This window comes from Lacticaseibacillus hulanensis (assembly GCF_004010095.1).
In the GTDB taxonomy this organism is placed as follows: Bacteria; Bacillota; Bacilli; order Lactobacillales; family Lactobacillaceae; genus Lacticaseibacillus; species Lacticaseibacillus hulanensis.
Genome location: NZ_RRYD01000028.1, coordinates 19,716 through 41,628, shown reverse-complemented (window position 1 = coordinate 41,628; position 21,913 = coordinate 19,716). Strand labels below are relative to the sequence as shown.

Genomic DNA, 21,913 nt, shown 5'->3' with positions numbered 1-21,913 from the left:
AAAATAAAGTGGCGAAGAACAATCCCGTCGGATTACTCTTCGCCACTAAGCTTAGTATGTTTTTAGGTTGAAGACCCGGTTTTTGGGGCTTCAACCGGCCGCACGGAAAATCCCAGCCGCACGGAACGCGCGCCGGCCCCGCCCAGTCGCGGTCCCTAGACCACTCAGTACCCACCAACTCCAAAACCACTTACGCTGCCGGACATCGGACGTTAAACCAGCAGTTGGCCGTGAATCGTAATTGCGTCGCGGCCATTTTCCTTTGAATTGTACAAGTCTTTGTCCGCCCGCCGGTACACTTCGAGGTACCCGCTGTCGTCCTGATCTACATAGTTGCAGCCAATCGAAACTGTCCACTTGATTGAGTTCCCGTCCACCTTTTTCACCTGCTGGCGGATGGTAGCCTGAATTTGCTGACACAAGTGCTGAATGTACTCATCATCATGATCAGCCATTGGGATCAGCAAGCTAAACTCCTCGCCACCAGTCCGGTATGCGCGGCTGCCGTTGTTCTGGTCATGCATTAGTTGCCGCAGTTCCTTGGCCGTCTGTTTGAGAATATCATTTCCCACCAGGTGGCCGTACGTATCGTTAATTCGCTTGAAGTGGTCGACGTCCATGGTCACGAGCACAAATTGCGCGGAAGATTCCTCAAGCTGCGCGTACATCGCTTGCAGGTCCGCACTGAACGCCCGAAAATTGCGCAACGTGGTTAATCCGTCGTGCGTCGCCTGCTTCGTTAGCATCATTTCCCGGCTGTAATCACGCCGCAACCGAATGTTGAACGAATTGACGAGCACCATCTGAATAAGAAACGAAACCAGATTAATCAACCAATCAAACGGCGTCTCCGCCTGACTGGTTAGGCCAATTGTGTACCAGATACTGACGCAGATAACTAGCGCAAACGGGAACGTCAACCAGAAATGGGTCATCAGTGCGTCGCTATACTTGTTCATCGCCAGCGCAAGGGCCAGGACGATGGCAAATGTGAGCCAGCCCTGCCATAGCTGGAAAAAGCCACGTTCCCAGTAGAAAAGCGCAACGGTGCCGGTGATGAACGCCATCCCCACCTTGGAAGGCACGGTCACCGCCATGAAAATAGCCAGAATAATCTGCGCATTTAGGAAAATCCAGTCAAACGAAATTCCGCCAAGCGAATACCCCTTAAACGTAACGACCTCGGTGTGCTGAAAAACGAGGATGGCAAAAACAACGCTGGCAATAACAAAATCAATCTTGGACCGTGCAACCTTGTTGGCACTCATTCTGTCCTCAAGCCACTTGCAGACCGCAATTACTCCCAGGCATAAAAATAGATTGCCTATTTGAAATTCGTAGTACATTTACAACTCCCTGACGGTAAGTAACCGTCATAGTTCCCCATTCATATGTAATTGCGCTATATCAGCCTTTTATAAAAAGACATATTACATATATAGCGCGTTAAGCATTAAATTACAAGCAAAATCCTTAAAATGACACCGGAACGTCAACTACTGCTTCCAATTATGAACTCTGGTCGTGAAAAAGAAACCAGCTTGCTCACGACTAGCTCGTCCAACGCGGGATGAAAGCTCCTGGCAGACAATGCTGCATCAATGCCGCGTTATCCCTAGTTAAAGTTGTAATAGTAATAGATGTCCGCCTTCCCGGCTTGCTGGGTAAAATTATAATCCGCCGTATTCAGGCCGCCAATGACAAAGCCATAGTGCTGGTAAAACCGGTTGGCCCACAGGTTATTATCCTGAGCAATTGTTGTCAGCCCGCGATAGCCGCGCTTTGTGGCCTCGGCCCTTGCTGCATCCAGCAGCGCTGTCGCCACACCGTGGCCGCGCCAAGCCGAATTAACCTTCAGATCATCAAGGTACAGATACTTGTTCCACCGGTCCGCGAAGGTTGCCAGACCTACGCAATCACTCTGGGCAAATGCAGCCAGCGCAAACCCGGCAGCATCGATGTCCCCTAGTTCGTAGTCCTCATCCGGAAAGGTTTGCACCGTTTCCTCTTCGAACATCATCTCGCGATGCGTCCAGCTTCCACTGGTCCGTTCCACCACCATCCGGCCAATCAGGGGAAATGGTTCATTGGGCAGTTTCAGCGCCTGCGCATTTGCGCTCGTCACCCTCTGAATCCGTACTTCATCGTCTTGTTGCATCTTTGTCCTCCTAGCTCAGCGCTGCAAGCCAGAGCCCGCACGGCCCGCGTAAATCCATTCTAGCGCTCAGCATACACGCTGCATCCCCGTAACGCAAAAAAGCCAGCAACTATTCAATTGCCACGTGGCCGCTGAATAGTTACTGGCTAATTTACTTACTTGGCAAGTGCTGCGACTACCGCAGCCTTTTCCGCATTAACAAGGGCGACGCGGCCTTCAATGACCTTCGTGTCCATTGTGATTTCACGACCCAAGCCAGGTACGTCGAGTTTTGGTTCGAAGAATGCCTTGAACTCGTCAAGCCGTTCCTGTGTCCGGAAAACTCTGGACGTAACGGTGATGTAGGTTGGGAATTCCATGTCGCCACCGACCTTAGCTTCGAGCCAAGCCCAGTCATTCCGCAGCCAGTCCCAAGCGGCCTGCTGCGTCTTACTGTTGGCCAGCAAGGAGTAGTACCAACCACGCAGGTCCTGTGGCTTGATGACGTCGGCGTTTTCGAATTCGGCAACCAGTTTTGCCCCGAGCTTTTCGTCCTCGGTGCTGGTGAGTGCCGCACGCAAATTGCTCTTGTAACTTGCATCAGGCGTCTTCACGTAATCTTGCAGCAATTGATCGAACAACTCTTCACTGCCGAAGCTCCGGACTTCATTGGCAAGCACATATGCCCGAACACTAGCAGGCAGGGCTGCTGGGTTGTCCTTCTTGGTCAGGAACAGTTCGTGGGCAGCGGCAACGGAGTCAGGGTTCTTCGCGTAAAGGGTAGCGTTAAGAATGAATGGCCGGGTGAGCTGGTCGTCGTTGGATTCGCCGTCCTTTGCGGTCCAGCCCAGACGAGCAACCTGGTCCTTGCTGAGATTGTCAAACAACTTGCGCAGGTTTGCTTCTTCGTCAGTATCAGGCGTGACGAACTTGCGCAGGGCACCGGCGATTGCGTACAGAGCAGAGTTGGTGACGTAGTGTGTGCTGCTTGCGAAGTTCTTGAGCAGTGGCACGATGTCGCCGTATGAGATCTGCTGACCCTCAGCGAGCAAGCGGAGGTCTTGCAGCGTCTGCAGCTGGGAAATTGCATCGAGCTCGTCGGCACTGGCCAAAATGTCGTCGAGTAGCGTCTGATCGTACTTCACGATGAAGTGCGAGTTGTTCCCCACGTTGAGGCGGAATGGCTTGCCTTCAGTTGCACGCAACTTGGCGTAGTCGCCCAAGGTAATCGTCTTGTCGGACATAATCTTTGGTGCGGCCGCGTAGTTGCTTTCCAGTGGAATCTGCCACTTGCGGTCAACGTCTTTGCCTTCACCGATGAAGAACTGCGTCTGGCTAAGCTTCAGCTGGCCATCTTCAACCGTAGCCGTGACCACTGGGTAACCAGGCTGTTCAAGCCAGTCGTGCATGATGGAACCAATGTCCATTCCGGCAGCTTCACCCAGGGCAGCCCACAAATCGGCACCCTTGGCGTTGTTAAACTTGTGGGCGTCAAAGTAAGCCTTGAGCCCCTTACGCAGTGCATCGTTACCGATGAGGGCCCGCACCATGACGAGCATCCGGGAACCCTTAGCGTAAACAATCGCACCGTCGAAGAGTGAATCGATTTCGGCTGGGTCTTCAACCTCAACGTGCACGGACTGCACGCCATCCGTTGCGTCACGCTGCAATGCGGCAACTGCTTCGGCCGTCTGGAAGGTTTCCCAGATGTTCCAGCTTGGTTCAATTGCGTCAACAGCGACGTATTCCATCATGTTGGCAAAACTTTCGTTGAGCCAGATGTCATCCCACCACTTCATGGTTACGAGGTCCCCGAACCACTGGTGTGCAAGTTCGTGGGCAATAACGGTCGCCACGTACTGCTTTTCTGACAGTGCAGTGTTGTCTGGGTCGAGCAGCAGTGCCGCTTCACGGTAGGTGACCAGGCCCCAGTTTTCCATCGCGCCAGCCGAGAAGTCAGGCAAAGCCAGCTGCCATGAGTGTGGCAATGGGTATGGCATCTGGTAGAAGTCTTCATAGAATTCGATGGAGCGCTTGGCAATGTCCAGCGCGAAGTCGAGTTCCTTAGGTGCGTGGGCCTTGGTGCTGAAGACACCGACCTTCACGCCGCTCTTGGTTTCGGTCTGCTTGCTCTGCATTTCCCCGAAGGCAAAGGCAATGAGGTAGCTGGACATGCGCACGGTGGTATCAAAGTAGTGCACACCATTTTCGGTCCGGATTTCTGGCATGTTCGCCAGAATGGTTTCACCTTCGTGCTCATCGTACTTGATGGCTAAATCAAACGTTGCCTTTGCTTCTGGTTCATCGATGCAAGGGAAAGCCTGACGGGCAGCGGTTGTTTCAAACTGTGTCCCGATCAGTTCCTTCTTCTCACCGTTCACTTCGTAGTAGGACGGGTAGATCCCCATCATCGTGTCCGTGAGCTTGGCGCTGTATGTAATCGTCACGCTCGTTTCGCCAGTTGCTGGCAGTTCAACACGAATGCCTTCAGCGGCAGCGTCTTCGGTAAATGGTACGTCCTTACCGGCAACCTGCACGGACTCGATAGTAAGAAACTTCTGGTGTACCCCGATTGTCTTCGCGGTGGCAACACCATCCATTGTCACCTTCCCCGCAAAGGTGCGGGCTGCACGGTTAATGTCGATGTAGACATTGTAGTGTGCTGGTTTGAATGTATTATAGAAATGTTTTTATTCAGCCATAGTATCCTCCAAGGTTTATAAGATTAATGTCATTATACTCCACAAACTAAACAAGACGCGACATAATGTGTCACGCCGAACGTGCAATGTGTCGCACTTGTCCGCAACCCGAAAGCGTGTGCAGAGTTGTGGGCGAAATTTAATGTTAATCGGACGGACTTTATGCATTATTCACGAATTATGCACTGGAGATTGCAGAAACTGGGCGCTTGCTTCCAGGCTGGTGTTCGTATCCTGGCTACCGCCGCAGAATCTTCATGCGGCGTTTAGCAAAACAGGCCGTGATGAACTCGATTAGTCCATCACGACCTGTTGCTGATTACAACCGATTTTATTATCTAGCCTGGGAAATTTTGGCATTGGTCCCTGCCATCCACAGTAAGCTTGCCGTGTAATCACCAGTTTGCGCACCACTCGCGCCTTGGAACCATAATTTGGCGTCCAGATTGCCGTAACCCAGACTGCCTGCGTTATCCGCCGTCTTCAACAGTTGGACTGGATTACCGTCATCTTTTAGTTGAATCTCATCAGATTGAGCTTTGGCTGCAGGCATCAAGTTTGTCAGTTGCAAAGCCATGCGTGCGGCACTAGTATTGGTTCCGTCGTTGCTTTGCGCAACCAAGTACGACTCATTGGTGTCTCCCGTCTCGTTCGTGTGGGCAAATGGCGAAAGACTGACACTGAGCGCAAAGTTATCCGCACTAGCCCCGGTGTCAAAGGCAACCTGATTGTCTGGGCTACTCATGTCTTCGTGTGGCTTAAGCGGATTGTCCGCGGTATAACCACCCCCGATAACCTTCGCCATGGATGCGGCTTGACCATTTTCCGTGAATGTTAATTGTCGTGGTACATTCAACAAGCCAGCATGGTTTTCGAAGTTAATTTTGACGGGGTTGGAATACCAATGATTACTGCCGGAATTGATTTCTAGTTGGTACTCGGCACCGTTTTGGCGATAGTCGTATGGCACCAAGGAAACCCGGGGATCTCCGTCCCACGTGTGCTGCGTAACTGGAACGTCAGGCAACCCGAAGTCCGATTTTTTGACTGTCTTCCAATTATAGGTTGTACCCTTTGGTAAATCATCAATTGGGCTAGTGAGAGACAGGCTGGAATCCTTATCATCCAGACTTAATGGGTCTTTTTCTGGGTGGAGGGCTGAAACATAGAAGTCAGCGGAGGACTCGGAGTAGGCGGTATAGTACTTGGGAAAAAGCCATCCTTCAGAATAATCATCTTCCGTTATCGCTACCACGTGCCACTTGCCAGAGAAATTATTGATATTTTTATTATCATTATATGTCAGGGTCAAAGTATCATGATTGCCATTGCTACTGTTACGGATAGCGTCGAATGGACTGCCTGCAAAATTATTCGTATCAGTTGCCGGTGCTAGATCTGATTTACCTAAATAGTACCCAGCACCCGGGTGACCATCTTGATAAACATACCAGCCAGTATCATCAATAGATTGATTATCGTGTTTATTTGTCTGAGTTGCCGTCACCGTCATGCTTGTTGTCGTTGCCTCAGCACTTGTGGCATCCACATGGTAATTATCCTTATAGGAACTGGCAAACATGAAGTTCTGATTATTCGAAAAGTTAAGTTGCAGGTTGGGGTCCTTGTATTTCTCCAAAAACGTAGCTGTTTCATTATCCTGTTCTTCTACCTTCTCCGCCTCGTCCTTAACTTCCTGAATTTTCCCATTCAGATCATCAATTGTCGTCGAGGTAGGATCAGCCAAGTAATCTTTGACCCACTCCTCAATCTCAGAGTCATCGACCTTACCACTGGCGATGAGCTTGCTAATATCCTCTGCGGTCAGCGAGCCGATGGTGTGGTCACCGAAACTTGGACCATCTTCGTACACCGTCACCGTTGACCCACCAGTGATTTTGTCGCTGCTCTGGGCGAGCCAAAGCCACTCTTTATCGTCATTGACGGTTGCAACATTTGGGTCAGTAGCGGTGGCATCCCCGTTATTAACCCGCGCGTGAATGCTGTCTTTGGGCAGCGTCCCAGTTCCGGTCACGATTGCGCTATACACTTTCCCGTCCTTGGCCTTAATCGGTGAACTAAAAACGTAAATGTTCTTCACGGTAGGGCTGAGCGTGAGGTGGGTGTTCAGCGTCCCCATTTGAATCTTGTAATAGCCTTGAGCTTTGGTATTAACGAACTGTTCCTTAACATTCAGCTGCTTCATGTCACTCGCATCATCATGCCCGACAAGCCGGCCCCACTGCGCCAGGTGCACCGTAATGGTCAGCTTGCGGTTAAGGGTGAGGCGCCCATTACGGTTTGTGAAGATTTGGTTTGACCCATAGTTATTTGACCCATAGTTAATCGGGAGATAATTCAGGCTTCCCTGCGGATACTTATTGTTGTGAATATCGGTTGCGGTCACCCGTGGGTCTTGCCCGTTAGCATCCTTCACGTCAACAAAAGGGCTGTTTAAATCAAAATAGTTTTCATACCCATCAATCTTAGGCAGTCCATCCGCACTAAACACGATGTCAAAGGCGTTAAATGCGTCCTGATAGTCGGTGCCGAACGCGCTCGTGCTGGCTGCAGCATAACCGATCGCATGAGGATCCATCTCGAACTCGAGCGTGGACTTGTTGGACACGATTGCCATGTTACCCACGTTTTCCAGGTCACTTGCAAGCACATCCGTAAAGGGCACAGACAGCAAATTGCTTGGGTGTTGCTGGGCTGACTGATACAAAATAGAACTAGCCTGGCCGTTGTCGCTTTGCACGTCCTGAACGTCCGGCTTTCCGGTCCAGTTTTGCATCAGTGATTGAAATGAGGAGCTGTCGTCAGCGGTCGCGTGGTTGCTAAAGCCACTTACGACCAGTAGCGCAACCGCGAGTCCCACGAAGATGAAGCTCAGAATCGTCCCTCGATGTTTCATACATTCCCCCAAAAAAGCCTAGCGTCTGTGCCCCTTCTTACGTGGGTGCCGCCGCAATACCAGTACCAACAAGATGATGATAATTACTGCTAAGACCGCGACGAGCCAAATTACCCAAGCCGCAACCTGCGGCCCAGTCTTGAGGTTGGCCACCTTATTCACGCGCCTTGCCGCCTGCCTGCTAACTTTAAACTGCTTGTGCAGGTGCCACATCCGCGTGCCCGATTTTGCCGTCAATTCTAGCCGGTAAGTCCCTGACCTCAGGGCCTTCTTCACCCGCGTCGCGTACACAAAATGCGAGTTCGGCGCCATCGCGTAGTTGGTTTTCTTGCTCGTCAGCAACGGCTCCTTCGCCCCAATGCGGTACACTTTGCTCTCAATTGTCATTTGCCCGAACATCTGTGGCTGGGTATTCTGCACCGTGGCCAGCACCGCCGCCTGTCCGTCCTGCGTGCCCGTCTTGACGCGGGTGAGCCGCAAATCGGGGTGCACGTACGCCGTGCTCGTGCGCACCACAACGGCGGTGTACATGGCAAAACGATTGTTCAGGTTCATCCCCTTGCCCTTGCCCCCGTACGTCTTGAGGTCTTGGGCGTAAAGCGCACCAACAACTTCACCATTCAGCCCGTCCTTAGGTACCTGCAGCTTAACGGCAACGTCCTTCGACTCGTCGGCCGCAAGTGTGTACACCTGACCAGCCGGACCCAGCTGACTCAACGTGTGCTCGGCGGTGCTGTCCGCTTGGGCCCCCGGATTATAAGCCACCTGACCCGCATTCGTCGTGTAAGCGTTGGTTAGCTCCACCCGGATTTTCTTGGCCGAATTCGTCAGGTTCGTCAGCTTAGCGTGCAGTTCCACCGTCGAACCACCAGTGGTGACAATGTCGAAGTATCCAGATTGCTTGCTGCGGGCATCGGTTAACTCCGGGCTGAGCGAAAAGGTCGCTCCCGTTGCCGCTTGCGCCTCCTGCACCGGCGCAATGAGCAGCAGCACAATTAACGCGAATATCCAGCTGCCAATCTTCTTAGACATAAAATCACCCCTAAACCTGCTCCATAAATATCACTAGCATAGCACTTATCATTTGAAAAATGGCGGCCAATTCGTTGCCGTTAAATCAAGCATCCGCCATAAAATTTTGCCATAAATACGGCTTTCAGCGTACCACAATAAACCAATAAAATATATCTCCCCGCGCAGGCGCACACAAAAAGACCAGCCGGAATCACACAAAATGCGTGTTTCCAACTGGTCTTTGGGTTACCTTAGTCTGGTTTATACCTGTGACCTAATCGTGGTCATTTTTATAGTAATAACTTGCCTTGGTAACTTGTGTTTAGTGCCGTCTTGGCCGAATGCCGAAACCGAAGAGTGCACCAGCTGCGGCGAGGAGCGCCATCCCGAATGCTGCACCAGTACCGGAAGCTTCATTACCCATTTGTGGTAATTCGGAACCGGATGCCTTTGCTGCCTTCTTCGCTGCCTTGGCTGCGGACTTGGCCGCCTTGGCATTAGCCTTAGCTGCCTTCTTGCCGTCAGCACCGGTTGTCTTCGCCTCAGCGTCGGCGTTACCAGCATTGTAACCTTCAGTGAAGCCACTGATGTACGCTGCTGACTTGCCGGCCAGGCTCTTAAGCTTCTTCCCAGCTGCACCGTCCTTGTACCCGGCCTTGTAACCAGCCTTCTGATCAGCATCAGCCTTGGCTGGCGTCTTGCCCTTACCCTGAGTCAGGGTCGTGGACGTCGCGTCAACCTTCGTGATAATGAACGTCTGCTTGGTTTCGTTGCCGAATGCGTCGGTTGCGGCAATCGTGATGACATTCTTGCCATCCTTCAATCCAACAAAAAGCCACACTAGCAACCAGGATGATTTCCCGAGCTAGTGTGGCTTCACTTTTACGCGCTTTGTCTTGCAAGCACTTGCTTAATTATCTTCAAAACCCCGTATTCCTGGTTACTACTCGTGTGCAGATTGGTGTATTGCTTCATCTGCGGGTGCGCATTAGCGACGAGGTAGCCATACTTCACGTACTGCAACATTTCCTTGTCGTTGAATGTATCGCCGAACGCCATCATTTCATCGGGCTGCACGTCCATCATTGTACTGATTTTGCGGAGCGCCTCACCCTTATTCACGTACTTCGGAACGATATCAATCCAGCAGTCGGCCGTTACGGCAGCGGAATATTTGGCACCAAACTGCGGATTAATCTGGTCGTTAAAAACCTGCTCGGCGTCGTGATTCGGCAGATACAGCGTTAATTTGTCCGCCTGACCGCTCCACGTGGTCAAATCGTCCATATATCCCATCTTGGTGTAAAAGGCCCGGTACTCATCATCGTACACTTCATCAGCGGTTGCCGCCACCGCCCCATCCAAACCGCAGATGAGCGCGTGCCCGTCGGTTTCGCTTTGCACAAACTGGCACATCGCCAGAATGTCCTCATTGGGCAAGAGGGTCTTGCTGACAATCCGCCTGTGGTCCTTGATGACCGCCCCATTGTCACACACCAGAATCAGGCTGTCCTTATGCTGCGGAAACATTGTCTCCAGCGTGTACAACGGTCGGCCCGACGCAACCACGAACTGAATGTCCGCCTTCGCCATCATCGTGAGGTACCGGTCGAAGTCGGGCGGCAATTCCCCCGCCTCCGTGAGCAACGTGTGATCCATATCCGTTGCAATTAATTTTATTTTGTTCATCCGCCAATCCCCCACACCATTATTTTGTGGTCTGCACGCACATCGCCGTACATTCCCACCTAAATCGACCTCGTCATTATGACATGACCTAATATCACGGTCAATCTGACATAACGGCCATACATAAGCCGTTTAGCGCTTCCATGTATGCACTTAGCGGCAAGCCAAACCCATTAAACAAGTCCCCAGCAACCAGGCCGGAAACTAATTGTTTGATTCTGAATTATCACGCGGGGCCAATTTTGGGCCACGCGAATTATTCCTTCAGCGAAGCCAATTTGGTTAGTAGCACTTCTTGGTACCGCGGCAAATCCACCGCGTTCAGCAGGACCACCGCGTTGTCATCGTCAATCGTCGCATCGCTGCACAGGGTCTCGCCCTGGCCGTCGGTGTTGCTGCAGTCAACATCGACCGTCACGAACTTGCCGCTAAAGAGTTCGGGGTTCGTCAAGAAGATGATGGTCGTCGCATCGTGAATCGCCGTTAGCTGTCCGGCTTCCTCATCTGTGGCACCGGCGTAGAAGTTCAGCATGCGCCAATATGCCTGTTGGATTGCGCCCGGCTGCTGCCGTAGTCCCTGGATTTGGCTTGAGGTCAGGCCACACTTCAGGGTAATGTCGAGCCCACACATGACGATTGGCAGGCCGCTGTGGAACAGAATTTGTGCTGCTTCGGGATCGGCCCAAATATTGAACTCGGCCTTCTCCGTGACGTTGCCGCCGATGGATGAGCCACCCATGAGCACCACGCGTTCAATCCGCGCTTTCACTTCAGGGAACGTCTGCAATAGTAGCGCCATGTCGGTCATTGGCCCGGTTGGCACCAGCGTAATCTTCTCGCCCTCAGGTAGCGCTAGAATTCGGTTGCGCATGTAGAGGAGCCCATTGTCTTCGGTCGCGAGCTGCTTTGTTGTTTCCGGTGCGGTGTAATGTCCCAAGCCAGATTCACCGTGGACTTCCGCTGCGTCTGCCACCTGCTTGATCAGCGGCTTGCGGGCGCCGCGCACCACCGGCACGTCATCCATGTGTAGCAACGCGGACAGCCGCAACGCGTTGCGGGTCACCCGGTCACTGCTCTGGTTACCAGAAACTGCGGAAATCCCCACGACGTTCAATTTATCACCGCTGGCCGCAGCCATCGCAAAGGCCACTGCGTCATCAATTCCGGGGTCGGAATCGAGCCAAATATTTGTTTTCTGCATGTTGCACTTAACCTCCGCGTTTTTGCTCTATCTTGCCATTATACGCAAAGATGGACTTCCGCGCAGGCTTTCATCCAATTAATGGCTGTAGTGAGGCGCCACTGAAGCGGCCTGTCTGTGCAATTAGCGCACCGTGATGCCGCGAATGTTGGCGGCATCGCGGCCACTTTGCTTGGCGTCGTACAGGAATTTATCGACCCGATTGTAAATGTCGAGGTAATTCTTATCCTCAGCAAGCACACGCTCAACCCCGATGGACACCGTGATTTGAAACGTTTTGCCGTCCTCATCGGTAAAGTGCAGGGCCCGCAGTTGTTCGCGCAGGTCGAGCGCAATTCGAGTCGCCCGCTCATCGTTATCGGTCCCGCCCTGAAGCAACAGGCAGAACTCCTCGCCGCCCATGCGGTACACCGTCGTCACGTAATCAAGCGTGTCCGCGTACGCGCGCGTTGCCGTGGCGACACCCTTGAGCACCTTGTTACCAACCAGGTGCCCATACGTATCGTTGATGCTCTTGAAGTGATCCACGTCCAGTTCCATGAGCCAATACTTAACGCCGCGTTCGCGATTTTTTGCGTACAGCTGGGTCAAATCCTTGTTAAAACTGCCGAAGTTTTTCAGCCCCGTCATCCGGTCGCGTTCGGCGTCGTTGCGGAACCGGTCACTAGATTGCCTTAGCCGGATCAACATTAGTGAGTACTCGTACACGGCACTGAACTCAACGACAAGCGCGGATATTTGCCGCAGCCAGAACCACCCATCTTTAGGCGCCGCACCGATGCCCATGTTGACCAAGCAAATAAATCCGTACACCGCCATGAGCCCATACATGAGCGGCCGCTGCCGCCAAAGCTTCGTTCCCTGCCACGTCAGCAGCGCCTGCACCCCAATCACCAGCGCCATAATCCCCAGCCTAACTGGCGTAATTGGTCCAGGCATCCAGAACATGTACCCAATCGTGGCAATGGTCGCCCCGAAGAAGTGCGTCCACGATACCATGAGGAGATTAAAAATAAAGCTAGAAATAATCAGCAGGTTAAAGTAAGTCCAGTGCGAACCAAAAAACGTCGGGGCAAAATGCGCGTCGAGCGTCGACATGATGAACAAGTACGCGACAAACGCCCAGCAAATCGCAATCTGAATCTGGTCGTGCCTGCGCCGCAGTAGTCCGTCCTTCTTCTCGCCAACCCAGTATATCAGCGACAACACCCCAAAATAGACAATGATATTCGTTACCATCGAAAAGATAAACGACAGTGTCAACCATCCATAATGCATAACTCATTCACCTTAATGCCGTCCGGCGAGCACCCAACAAACACGCGTTAATGCTCTGAGACAACAGCCTTCACAATCCCGTTAACCAAAGTCTAGCCGTCATCATAAGCCAGTGCAATATGCCCGCGCAACTTAACGAAATATCGCACAAGCAAAATCGTCAAAGTGTCGTGCGGCCGCCCCGAAGCCAACAAAATAGCTCCGCGGCAGGCCATTTCTGACCTGCCGCGGAGCTATTTAACCTACTTGATAATCTTCTTGTAGTGTTCAGTCTCTTCTTCGTTAGCGTAGATGAAGTGACCTGGCTTGATTTCAACCATCTTCGGCTTGTCGGTTTCGTAGTGGTGCTGGGATGGATCGTAAACCAGCAACTTCTTTTCCCGAGCGAGCTTTGGATCTGGCACTGGCACGGCAGACAGCAGTGCCTGCGTGTATGGGTGCAGTGGGTTGGTGAACAGTTCTTCCGTTGGCGCGATTTCAACAATACGTCCGGAGCGGATAACCGCAATCCGGTCAGAGATGAACCGCACAACGGATAGGTCGTGGGCGATGAACAGGTACGTGGTCCCCTGTTCACGCTGGAACTTCTTTAGCAGGTTCAGCACCTGGGCACGAATGGAAACATCCAGCGCGGAGATTGGTTCGTCAGCCACAACGAGGTCTGGCTGCATTACCAGCGCCCGGGCAATCCCGATACGCTGCCGCTGACCACCAGAGAATTCATGTGGGTAACGGTAGAGGTGTTCTGGCAGCAGCCCAACTTCCTCGATAATCTTGCGCACCTTCGCCTGGCGGTCGTCTTCGTCCTTGTACAGGTGGTAGTTGTACAGGCCTTCAGAGATGATGTAATCAACGGTGGCACGTTCGTTCAGAGACGCTGCGGGGTCTTGGAAAATCATTTGAATTTTCCGTTCAATCTCGTGTTTCTCGTGTGCGGGCATCTTGCCGTTAATCACGTTGCCTTCGAAGTTGATGGTCCCCTTGGTGGTTTTGTTAATCCCCAAGATGGCACTACCAATGGTCGTCTTCCCGGAACCAGATTCACCAACAAGGGAGAAGGTTTCGCCCTTGTAGATGTCAAAGTTGATGTCCCGGGTTGCGACGAATGCATCCTTGCCGCTACCGTAAGTAATTTCTACGTCGCGCAGTGAAATAATTTTTTCGCGTTCATCAGTCACTTTGCGCCACCCCCTACAATATCGGCTGTCTTCACGGCTGTTGTCTGGGCAACCATGCGTTCATGCAAGTTTTGAATCAGCGCCGGCTTCTCAACCTTTGGCGCGCGTGGGTCAAGCAACCACGTCTTCGCGTAATGCGTGTCACTAACCTTGAACATTGGTGGGTCCGCCTTGAAGTCAACCTTCATGGCGTACGGGTCACGGGGTGCGAAGGCATCCCCAACAATGTCATGGTACAAAGATGGTGGAGTTCCCGGAATGGAGAAGAGTTCGCCACCCTTAGTTGCCAATTGTGGCAGAGATGACAGGAGACTCCAAGTGTACGGGTGACGGGGATCGTAGAAAATCTCATCCGTGGTTCCGTACTCGACGATACGACCTGAATACATTACGGCAATCCGGTCAGCGATGGCGGCCACAACACCCAGGTCGTGGGTGATGAAGATGGTGGTGAAGTGGAATTCTTGCGCCAGGTCCCTGATTAAGTCAAGAATCTGCGCCTGAATCGTAACGTCCAGCGCGGTGGTTGGTTCGTCACAAATCAGAATCTTCGGGTGGCAGGCAAGCGCAATCGCGATAACAATCCGCTGACGCATCCCCCCGGAGTATTCGAATGGGTAGTCATTGTAGCGGTTCTCAGCGTTAGGAATCCCGGTGCGGTTCATCAGATCGATGGCCTCCGCCTTGGCTTCCGCTTTGGACTTGCCCTGGTGCTTGATAATTACTTCTGAAATCTGGGACCCGATTGTCTTAATTGGGTCCAGTGAGGTCATTGGTTCCTGGAAAATCGTGGCAATTTCCTTACCACGAATCCCTTCCCAGTCCTTGTCCTTCTTCAGGTTCTCCAGGTGCTGGCCGTTGTATTCAATGGTCCCATTAGGAATGTAACCATTGGATTCCAGCATCCCGGTAAACGTACGGGTTAGTACAGACTTACCAGAACCGGATTCACCAACGATGGCGAGGGTTTCGCCTTCGTAGAGATCCATTGATACATGGTGAATCGCCTTTAGTACTTTCCCACGAACCTTGAAGCTTACGGACAGGTCTCTGACTTTTAAAATTGTTTTTTTATCTGTCATAATATTGCCTTCCTTCTAAGATGCAGCTACAGGAACGGTGTAGATGGCCCGAATGGACTTGGGTCCTAGTCGAGCTCTGCCATCCTGCTTTCTGCGCTTACCACGAGTTTGGCTCTGGCGGAAAACCGCCACCAAAGCCAAACTCACGGTAATGCTCAAAAGCAAACCGGATGGCTCCGCTCTGTCCTACATGTGCGTACGTGGGTCAGTTGCATCGGCCAGGTTTTGCCCGACGATGTACATTGGAATCGTGATGAGTGCCAGTGCTGCCACTGGAAGCCAGAACAGGTAAGGGTAACTTGCCATGTACTGGGAGTAGTCCTGAATCATCCGCCCCAGTGATGGAACGTTCTGCCCGAGCCCAACACCAAGGAAGGACAGGAAGACTTCATAAGAAATGAAGCTTGGCAGTGACAGGGATACTTGCGTCACGATGATACTGGTCAGGTAAGGCAAGATGTTCCGCGTGATAATCTTCGGCGTTGGTGTCCCCAGTGTGCGTGAAGCAATGTTGTATTCACGGTCACGCTGAATCATAACTTGCACACGGATGGAATATGCCGTCCCAATCCAGGACGTGCAGGTCATGGCTACAATTAAGTTCCAGAAACCAGAACCCAGGGTGTAGGACATAACGATGATGATCAGCAGCGTTGGAACGTTAGAAATAACGTTGTAAACTTCGAGCATGATGCGGTCCATCTTCTGGGAAGCACCCCAGAAAGCCCCGACAATCGTCCCGATAACGGTGGTAATCACCGTGGAGATAACCCCGATGGAAATGGAGGTGCGGCCACCAGCCCAGATGGCGTCAAACAGTGACTTACCATCCTTATCCGTCCCGAACCAGTACTTGGCACTTGGCCAGTTGAACCGGGCGGAAAAGTCGTTAATCCCCTTGGTACTTGTCAAACTGTACCCAGAAAACATTGGCTGAATGAAGGACATCAGGATGATGACGGTCATGATGACGAGCATCAAAATCGTAATCTTGTTCGAGAAGAACTTCTTTGCAACCTGTTTCCAGTATGAGTACTTCGGTGTGTCGATAACTTCAGACGCCAGTTCATCGAGACTAACTGGTGCAAAGTCGCTATCGAGGATTTCTACTTCAGGCTGTGCCTGTGCATTCTCTTTTGTCTCTGCCATGTTAATCATCTCCTGACGCAGAAAGCTTAATCCGTGGGTCAACGATGGCCATCAGCAGGTCACCAAGTAATACGGACAGAACCGCAATTACGGTGAAGATGAAGACCAGACCAATAACAACCGTGTTGTTGTGGGCGATAATCGCATCAGGCAGCATCTTCCCCATCCCAGGCATCGCGAAGATTTCTTCGGTCATCGTCGCACCACCAAGGGTGAAGATGATGGATCCGGGAATCCCGTTAACGATAGGAATCGAAGCGTTCTTGAAGATGTGCTTGGTGTAGATTTCACTTTCGTTGAGGCCCTTTGCTTTAGCAAACTTGATGTAATCGGCACTCTGCTGGTCGATGATGTAACGGCGGAACCAGATAATCAGCCCCGTAACGTTCATAATCCCCAGAATAACGGCCGGTGAAATCCACGAGCTGAAGGCCTGTGCCCCGAGCGTTGGGAAGCTGTCGGGCCACTTGAATGCAGCCGCGAACAGGTAGCGGAAGACGTAGATGATGGCCAGCGTTGGTACCGCCGTCATGACCGTCACGAACCCGGTCCCAATCTTGTCGAACAGCTTACCCTTCCGCCGAGCCATGTAGATGGCCATTGGAATTGATAGACCATAAGCAATAATCAGGGCAGCAATCCCGGCGCGGAAGGAAGTTCCGAGCATCGATGGATCTTGAAGTTCAGGCGTGACGTTCACATAGTCGTCGCCGTAAATTTCCTTTTCCATCGAGTCCTGCTTACCGCGTGGCTGGTAGGCCCGCAGGTAAACGTCGTCGGCAGTGTTGTACTTCTTGCCATTCTTCGTGGTGATTTGTTGTGTCTTCTGTTCACCCTGACGGCCACCGATAACCTCAGAAACTGGGTTGCCGGCGTACGTTGGGTAAGAAGTCCCAAGGTTGAACTTAATGATGTTCTGATGGATGTACGGGAAGGAACCGTTGAAGTAGATCTGGTAACGGTACTTGGTCCCGGAACCAACCAGAGCCCAGCCAACGGTAGGATCATGCTGAATCTTCTCGTAGCGTGGCAGGTTCGGATTATTCTTGTCGTGAATCCGCCATGGGTGATCAATCTGAATCATCTTGCCGTAGAAGCGGCCCAGCCGTTCCCAAAGTGGTAATTCCCGCACAGCATAGAAATCCTTGCTAATCTTGTAACGGCGAATGTTGAAGTTGTTCGCCTTAGCCCACTTGTCAAGAATCGCCTTGTTTGCGGCTGTGTGAGCGGTAGTAACACCTGACTTCGGGTATTTCTTCTCAACAGCTGTGACTAAATCCTTTGTGTTCTTAAAGTCAATGTAATTCATCTTTTCGTACCCGTTGTACTCATAATTAAGCAGAGCATCGGGAGTAGACGCTAACTTTTGACTCATCGGATCACCCTTGAACACATCGCGCCGAGGCACCAGGGAGTAGATGATAATAAACGTTAATGTCGTAACGAGAAAGACACTGATAATTGACCGCAGAACACGGAAAAATACGTATTTTTTCATGTGGCTGCTCCTTGTCTGACTTGCTTACAGTTATACCTATAACTTTACCAGTTTCTAAGTGTGACGCAAAGTTATGTCACGCATTTTAATGCAGAAAATTTGTTTTTTCTTGCATCGCGACCATAACAGAAAAAGGACTGATCACATAGCGTGCCAGCCCTTTTTCACACCACTAAATTTTAAGCTTCAATTAGCTCGCATCTTAATCTAGCTTCAAACGAAACTGACCAAACTACTTGTCTTCCTGCTTAGCAATTTCTGCACGCTTAGCAGTCCAAGCCTTCTTAGCCTTGTCGTACTGAGCCTTGGTAACTGGCTTGTCCTGAACCTTGGTGAACTTGAAACGGTATGCACCAAGACCTGATGGTGCGTAAGGGCCAGACTTAGGAACAACCTTGGTTACAGAAGGAGTCCCACCAAGGGAATTGATAGGAATCTGAACCGCGTTGTCAAGCAGCCATGCTTCAGCCTTAGCAAATGCCTTGTTACGAGCGTTTGCGTCAGTCTTGATAGCTTCGGCAGTTGCCAGCATCTTAGCGTACTTGTCAAAGCCAACCTGCTTCTTGATAGCAGCAGATGGGTCCTTGCCCTGAACGTTAGCCGATGCTTCCATCCCGAGGGTCTGGAGCATTGAACCGGTGTCTGGGTTGTAGATTTCGAGGTACGTGGATGGGTCGTCGTAGTCAGGACTCCAACCAGAAGCGTTAGAAATATCGTAGTCAGAAGCAGCACCAGTCGTTGCAGCGTAGGTTGCAGCAAGGTACTTGTCTTCAGAAACAGTCTGAATGTCGATTTCGATATTCTTCTTACCAAGAACAGATTCCAGAGAGTTCTTCAGGGACTTGTCCTGGTTCAGAATGATCGCAGTCTTCTCGTCAGCAGGCAGGTCCAGCTTAACTGGGAAGGAAACACCTTCCTTGGAAAGTTGCTTCTTAGCTTCTGCAAACAACTTCTTGGCCTTGGCCTTGTTGTAGGTTGCATCCTGCTGGTCCTTCAGGTCAACACCCTTGAAGTTTGCTGGGTCGTCCTTAGCGAGGTCCTTCTCAACGAAGGAACCGTAGTCCTTACCATCAGCCTGCACGAAGGTGTATGGCGTCATGGTGTTACGCAGAGACTTGCTTGCACCGGCGTTACCAGTGGACTGAGCGTTGTAAGCGGTCTTGTCGAAGGCAGCCTGGATTGCCAGACGGAAGTCCTTGTTCAGGATTGCCTTGTGCGCATCTTGCTTCTGCTTGTCGGTCTTCTTGGAAGTCAAGTTGAATGAACGACGATTGAAGTTGAAGGTCATGTTGTAAACGGAAGAGTCCTGGTCAGACCAGATGATGTTGTTGCCGTTTTCCTTCTGCACAGTCTTGTACTGAGCAGATGTTGGGTAAACACGTGCGGCAGTGAAGTCACCCTTCTTGAAGGACTTGTACAGACCGTCAGGGTTCGTCCCGTCATTGTAGGTCAACTTAACGCTGCTGAGGTGAACGTTCTTCTTGTCCCAGTAGCTGTCGTTCTTCTTGTACTGCATAACTGACTTAGAGGTGAAGTTGGAAAGAACGAAAGGACCGTTGTAGAGAATCCCATCGGTACCAACCTTACCAAAGTTCTTGCCCTTGGAAGCAAGGAACTTAGCCTGTACTGGGTACATGACCCCGTATGTAAGCTTGGAGTTCCAGTAAGTTTCAGGTGCGTTCAGGGTGTACTGAACGGTGTGGTCGTTCAGTGCCTTAACCCCAACGGTAGAAAAGTCCTTGGTCTTACCGGTTACGTAGTCGTTCAGACCCTTGATGGATCCCTGAACAACGTAAAGCGTTTCAGACTTAGCAGCAACCGCGTGCTTCAGACCAGTAACGAAGTCCTGAGCCTTAACGGTACCGTGGCTGTTACCATTGCTGTCAACCCACTTAACCCCTTTGCGGAGAGTGTAGGTGTATGTCTTGCCGTCCTTGCTGACCTTCCAGGACTTAGCGAGGTCTGGCTTGAGCTCACCGTACTGGTTACGTTCGAGCAAACCATCTTCAAAGTTAGAAAGGTGCTGACTGTTTGTCTGACGGGATGTTACCGTGTAGTCAAAGTTGTCAGGATCGGTGCTATATACATAGGAATAAGTCTTGTCGGCATTGCTTGTGGTGTCGCTTGATGACTTGCTGTTACCGCAAGCTGCAAGCAGAGCTGCACTAGCAACTGCTGCCAGAACTAATCCTTTCTTCTTCATCTTCATATCATAGGCCTCCAACCTGTGGAAAATAATCTTCTTGCTACCGCTGACCGGCTTAAGAAGTTAACTAGATTATACGAAGATTAAAAACCCGTGTCAACGAAAATCGGGTGTTTTTTTGTCCCAAATGGCGAAAAATCTTCACGGTTACGTCACGATACAATGCCTAAACGTCAACGTAGAAGCCGCTTTCTATAACTAAAGTTCGCCCTGCCAATATTGATTACTTTTACCCACATTTTTGGTACCATGTAATTCTCATAATGCTTTCAGGGCCCCTAAACCGCGGAGTGCTGGCTAAGCATCAGCAAAGTTTGCAGATTAGCACTTTTGAAAACAGTGTTTTACACGATTGCTTTCTCATATATCTATCACAAATAGAATAATGCGTGAACACGTGTTTATGTCACGGATGCATTGGTGAAAAAATGAGTGTTACATTTTAATTTCTAAGATTTTAAATTGGATATTTGCCGTTTGTGAGCAAAATTCTTAGCAATTTGGTGAAGACCAATCCAAAAAGCGGACCGACATTGGCTTAAAACGTGTAATTAATTGGCCACTGCTAACCGCCGCACTCAACCAACTTGCGCAATTGTGCGCATGGCTTTGGGGACGCACCGAGCCGGTCCATTTGCTTTTCGGTCGCGCGGCGCGGTAAATTAGCCGCAATCTGGGCAAAAAAATAGCCGCCCGCTGCTGCGGACGACCCCATTATCTACTATTTAATTTACTTGGTTAAAGCTGCAACGGCCTGTTCCACTGTTGAGCCTGTGCCCACGTGGTTACGGTCATTTACGTCAATTGCCATGAACATCTGCTTAGTTAGATCAAGCTGTAATGTGTATTTCATAGTATATACCTCCATCTTCTTAGTTCTTGATGGTCTTAATGGTAGCGAATGTTATTTAGTATACAACTTACGAAACATAAGTCAAGCTTTTGGCCAAACTTTTTTGTTCACGGTTACATGGTTTAACGGTTAGAATAGAGTTAGGGCAAAGAGGAGGTCACGTTGATGCAAACATTTAATGAGCAAGATGCAAGGCGGATCGTTGTTCCGCGCGCAGACAAAGTGCACAAGGGTAGCAACGGCCGCGTCGTCATCGTCGCGGGCAACAAGCAATTCGGCGGTGCCGCAATTATGAGCGCGACTGCCGCCGTTTATTCCGGAGCCGGCTTGACCAGTGTGGCGACCGCCACCGTTAACCACGCGCCCCTGCACGCACAGCTGCCCGAAGCGATGGTCACCAGCTGGACGGCGCCGGAACTGCCTGGATTACTCCGCGGCAGTGACGTCATCGTCGTCGGCCCCGGCCTTGGCGTCGACGCGACCGCGTTCGGCGTGCTGACACTGGTGCTCGCCGCTGCAAAACCGGACACCACGCTCATCCTTGATGGCTCTGCAATTGATATTCTGGCCGTCCACCACGTGCAGGTCGAGCACGCCAAAACCATCTGGACGCCGCACCCCGTCGAACTGGAGCGTCTAGTTCACCTTGCACCGCCAGACCAAACCGACTTAGCCGTGGCCAGCGCCGCGGAGAGTCTGCCCGGCATCCTGGTTGCCAAGGGCGCGCCAACCCGTACATTTTACGGTGATCAGGCCTACGTCAACACGAGCGGTAACCCAGGTATGGCCACAGGTGGCTCTGGGGACACGCTCACGGGGGTTGTCGCCGCGTTTGTAGCCCAGTTCGGCTACAGCCTAGACGTCGTTGCCAGTGCCGTCTGGACCCACAGCAGGGCCGCCGACCTCGTGGTCAAGGAGCAGTATGTGGCCGTGCCGTCAATTGTTGCCCGTCGCATCCCCTTTTTAATGCACGATTTAGCGGTGAACTAACCAAACTGGCTCAGGCAAA

Annotated in this window: 15 protein-coding genes and 1 pseudogene; 1 reads left to right on the top strand and 15 read right to left on the bottom strand. The window is 51.4% G+C overall.

Going from position 1 to position 21,913, the window contains the following annotated elements:
• Positions 1-212: 212 nt before the first annotated feature.
• The 15 genes and pseudogenes from EKN00_RS08040 to EKN00_RS11095 all read right to left on the bottom strand — a co-directional run bounded on the left by EKN00_RS08040 (position 213) and on the right by EKN00_RS11095 (position 20,904).
• On the bottom strand, positions 213-1,268 hold the full coding sequence (locus EKN00_RS08040; RefSeq protein WP_164848074.1) for a GGDEF domain-containing protein: 1,056 nt from the start codon (positions 1,266-1,268) through the stop codon (positions 213-215).
• A gap of 347 nt (positions 1,269-1,615) precedes the next feature.
• Entirely contained in the window at positions 1,616-2,158 is a 543-nt protein-coding gene (locus tag EKN00_RS08035; protein WP_127849618.1) for a GNAT family N-acetyltransferase, read from the bottom strand.
• A 155-nt stretch (positions 2,159-2,313) separates the two neighbouring features.
• A pseudogene (locus EKN00_RS08030) lies at positions 2,314-4,824 on the bottom strand (M1 family metallopeptidase); the annotation flags it as partial.
• Positions 4,825-5,173: 349 nt separating this feature from the next.
• Positions 5,174-7,756, bottom strand: coding sequence for a hypothetical protein (locus EKN00_RS08025; RefSeq protein ID WP_127849617.1), 2,583 nt, complete (start codon positions 7,754-7,756; stop codon positions 5,174-5,176).
• An 18-nt stretch (positions 7,757-7,774) separates the two neighbouring features.
• Positions 7,775-8,788 carry a DUF3324 domain-containing protein gene (locus tag EKN00_RS08020; RefSeq protein ID WP_127849616.1) on the bottom strand — a complete coding sequence of 338 codons (1,014 nt, stop codon included), beginning with the start codon at positions 8,786-8,788 and terminating at the stop codon, positions 7,775-7,777.
• Positions 8,789-9,092: 304 nt separating this feature from the next.
• Complete coding sequence (locus EKN00_RS08015) at positions 9,093-9,593, bottom strand: hypothetical protein (RefSeq protein WP_127849615.1); 501 nt, start codon at positions 9,591-9,593, stop codon at positions 9,093-9,095.
• Between the two features lie 59 nt (positions 9,594-9,652).
• On the bottom strand, positions 9,653-10,459 hold the full coding sequence (locus EKN00_RS08010; protein WP_127849614.1) for an HAD family hydrolase: 807 nt from the start codon (positions 10,457-10,459) through the stop codon (positions 9,653-9,655).
• 256 nt (positions 10,460-10,715) lie between these two features.
• The gene (locus tag EKN00_RS08005; RefSeq protein WP_127849613.1) at positions 10,716-11,660 is read right to left on the bottom strand and encodes a nucleoside hydrolase; all 945 of its coding nucleotides are present in this window, start codon (positions 11,658-11,660) and stop codon (positions 10,716-10,718) included.
• A gap of 123 nt (positions 11,661-11,783) precedes the next feature.
• Positions 11,784-12,938, bottom strand: a complete 1,155-nt coding sequence (locus EKN00_RS08000; protein WP_127849612.1) for a GGDEF domain-containing protein — start codon at positions 12,936-12,938, stop codon at positions 11,784-11,786.
• 242 nt (positions 12,939-13,180) lie between these two features.
• Positions 13,181-14,116, bottom strand: coding sequence for an ATP-binding cassette domain-containing protein (locus tag EKN00_RS07995; protein WP_127849611.1), 936 nt, complete (start codon positions 14,114-14,116; stop codon positions 13,181-13,183).
• Positions 14,113-15,198: an ABC transporter ATP-binding protein gene (locus EKN00_RS07990; protein WP_127849610.1), complete on the bottom strand. Its 1,086-nt coding sequence runs from the start codon at positions 15,196-15,198 to the stop codon at positions 14,113-14,115. Before EKN00_RS07990 ends, EKN00_RS07995 begins: the two co-directional genes overlap by 4 nt.
• A gap of 186 nt (positions 15,199-15,384) precedes the next feature.
• Positions 15,385-16,347, bottom strand: a complete 963-nt coding sequence (gene oppC, locus EKN00_RS07985) for an oligopeptide ABC transporter permease OppC (RefSeq protein ID WP_241559475.1) — start codon at positions 16,345-16,347, stop codon at positions 15,385-15,387.
• Between the two features lies 1 nt (position 16,348).
• Entirely contained in the window at positions 16,349-17,845 is a 1,497-nt protein-coding gene (locus EKN00_RS07980; RefSeq protein WP_127849609.1) for an ABC transporter permease, read from the bottom strand.
• Positions 17,846-18,077: 232 nt separating this feature from the next.
• Positions 18,078-20,054 carry a peptide ABC transporter substrate-binding protein gene (locus tag EKN00_RS07975; protein WP_206611272.1) on the bottom strand — a complete coding sequence of 659 codons (1,977 nt, stop codon included), beginning with the start codon at positions 20,052-20,054 and terminating at the stop codon, positions 18,078-18,080.
• Between the two features lie 727 nt (positions 20,055-20,781).
• Positions 20,782-20,904, bottom strand: a complete 123-nt coding sequence (locus tag EKN00_RS11095) for a hypothetical protein (protein ID WP_277749631.1) — start codon at positions 20,902-20,904, stop codon at positions 20,782-20,784.
• 165 nt (positions 20,905-21,069) lie between these two features.
• Between EKN00_RS11095 and EKN00_RS07970 the strand changes: the two genes are divergently transcribed.
• The gene (locus EKN00_RS07970) at positions 21,070-21,894 is read left to right on the top strand and encodes an NAD(P)H-hydrate dehydratase (protein WP_127849608.1); all 825 of its coding nucleotides are present in this window, start codon (positions 21,070-21,072) and stop codon (positions 21,892-21,894) included.
• Positions 21,895-21,913 lie beyond the last annotated feature (19 nt).

Bases quoted from the DNA above. Each gene is read 5' to 3' on its own strand.
- EKN00_RS08040 (WP_164848074.1), bottom strand. From the start codon at position 1,268: ATGAGTGCCAACAAGGTTGCACGGTCCAAGATTGATTTTGTTATTGCC.
- EKN00_RS08035 (WP_127849618.1), bottom strand. From the start codon at position 2,158: ATGCAACAAGACGATGAAGTACGGATTCAGAGGGTGACGAGCGCAAAT.
- EKN00_RS08025 (WP_127849617.1), bottom strand. From the start codon at position 7,756: ATGAAACATCGAGGGACGATTCTGAGCTTCATCTTCGTGGGACTCGCG.
- EKN00_RS08020 (WP_127849616.1), bottom strand. From the start codon at position 8,788: ATGTCTAAGAAGATTGGCAGCTGGATATTCGCGTTAATTGTGCTGCTG.
- EKN00_RS08010 (WP_127849614.1), bottom strand. From the start codon at position 10,459: ATGAACAAAATAAAATTAATTGCAACGGATATGGATCACACGTTGCTC.
- EKN00_RS08005 (WP_127849613.1), bottom strand. From the start codon at position 11,660: ATGCAGAAAACAAATATTTGGCTCGATTCCGACCCCGGAATTGATGAC.
- EKN00_RS08000 (WP_127849612.1), bottom strand. From the start codon at position 12,938: ATGCATTATGGATGGTTGACACTGTCGTTTATCTTTTCGATGGTAACG.
- EKN00_RS07990 (WP_127849610.1), bottom strand. From the start codon at position 15,198: ATGACAGATAAAAAAACAATTTTAAAAGTCAGAGACCTGTCCGTAAGC.
- oppC (WP_241559475.1), bottom strand. From the start codon at position 16,347: ATGGCAGAGACAAAAGAGAATGCACAGGCACAGCCTGAAGTAGAAATC.
- EKN00_RS07980 (WP_127849609.1), bottom strand. From the start codon at position 17,845: ATGAAAAAATACGTATTTTTCCGTGTTCTGCGGTCAATTATCAGTGTC.
- EKN00_RS07975 (WP_206611272.1), bottom strand. From the start codon at position 20,054: ATGAAGATGAAGAAGAAAGGATTAGTTCTGGCAGCAGTTGCTAGTGCA.
- EKN00_RS11095 (WP_277749631.1), bottom strand. From the start codon at position 20,904: ATGAAATACACATTACAGCTTGATCTAACTAAGCAGATGTTCATGGCA.
- EKN00_RS07970 (WP_127849608.1), top strand. From the start codon at position 21,070: ATGCAAACATTTAATGAGCAAGATGCAAGGCGGATCGTTGTTCCGCGC.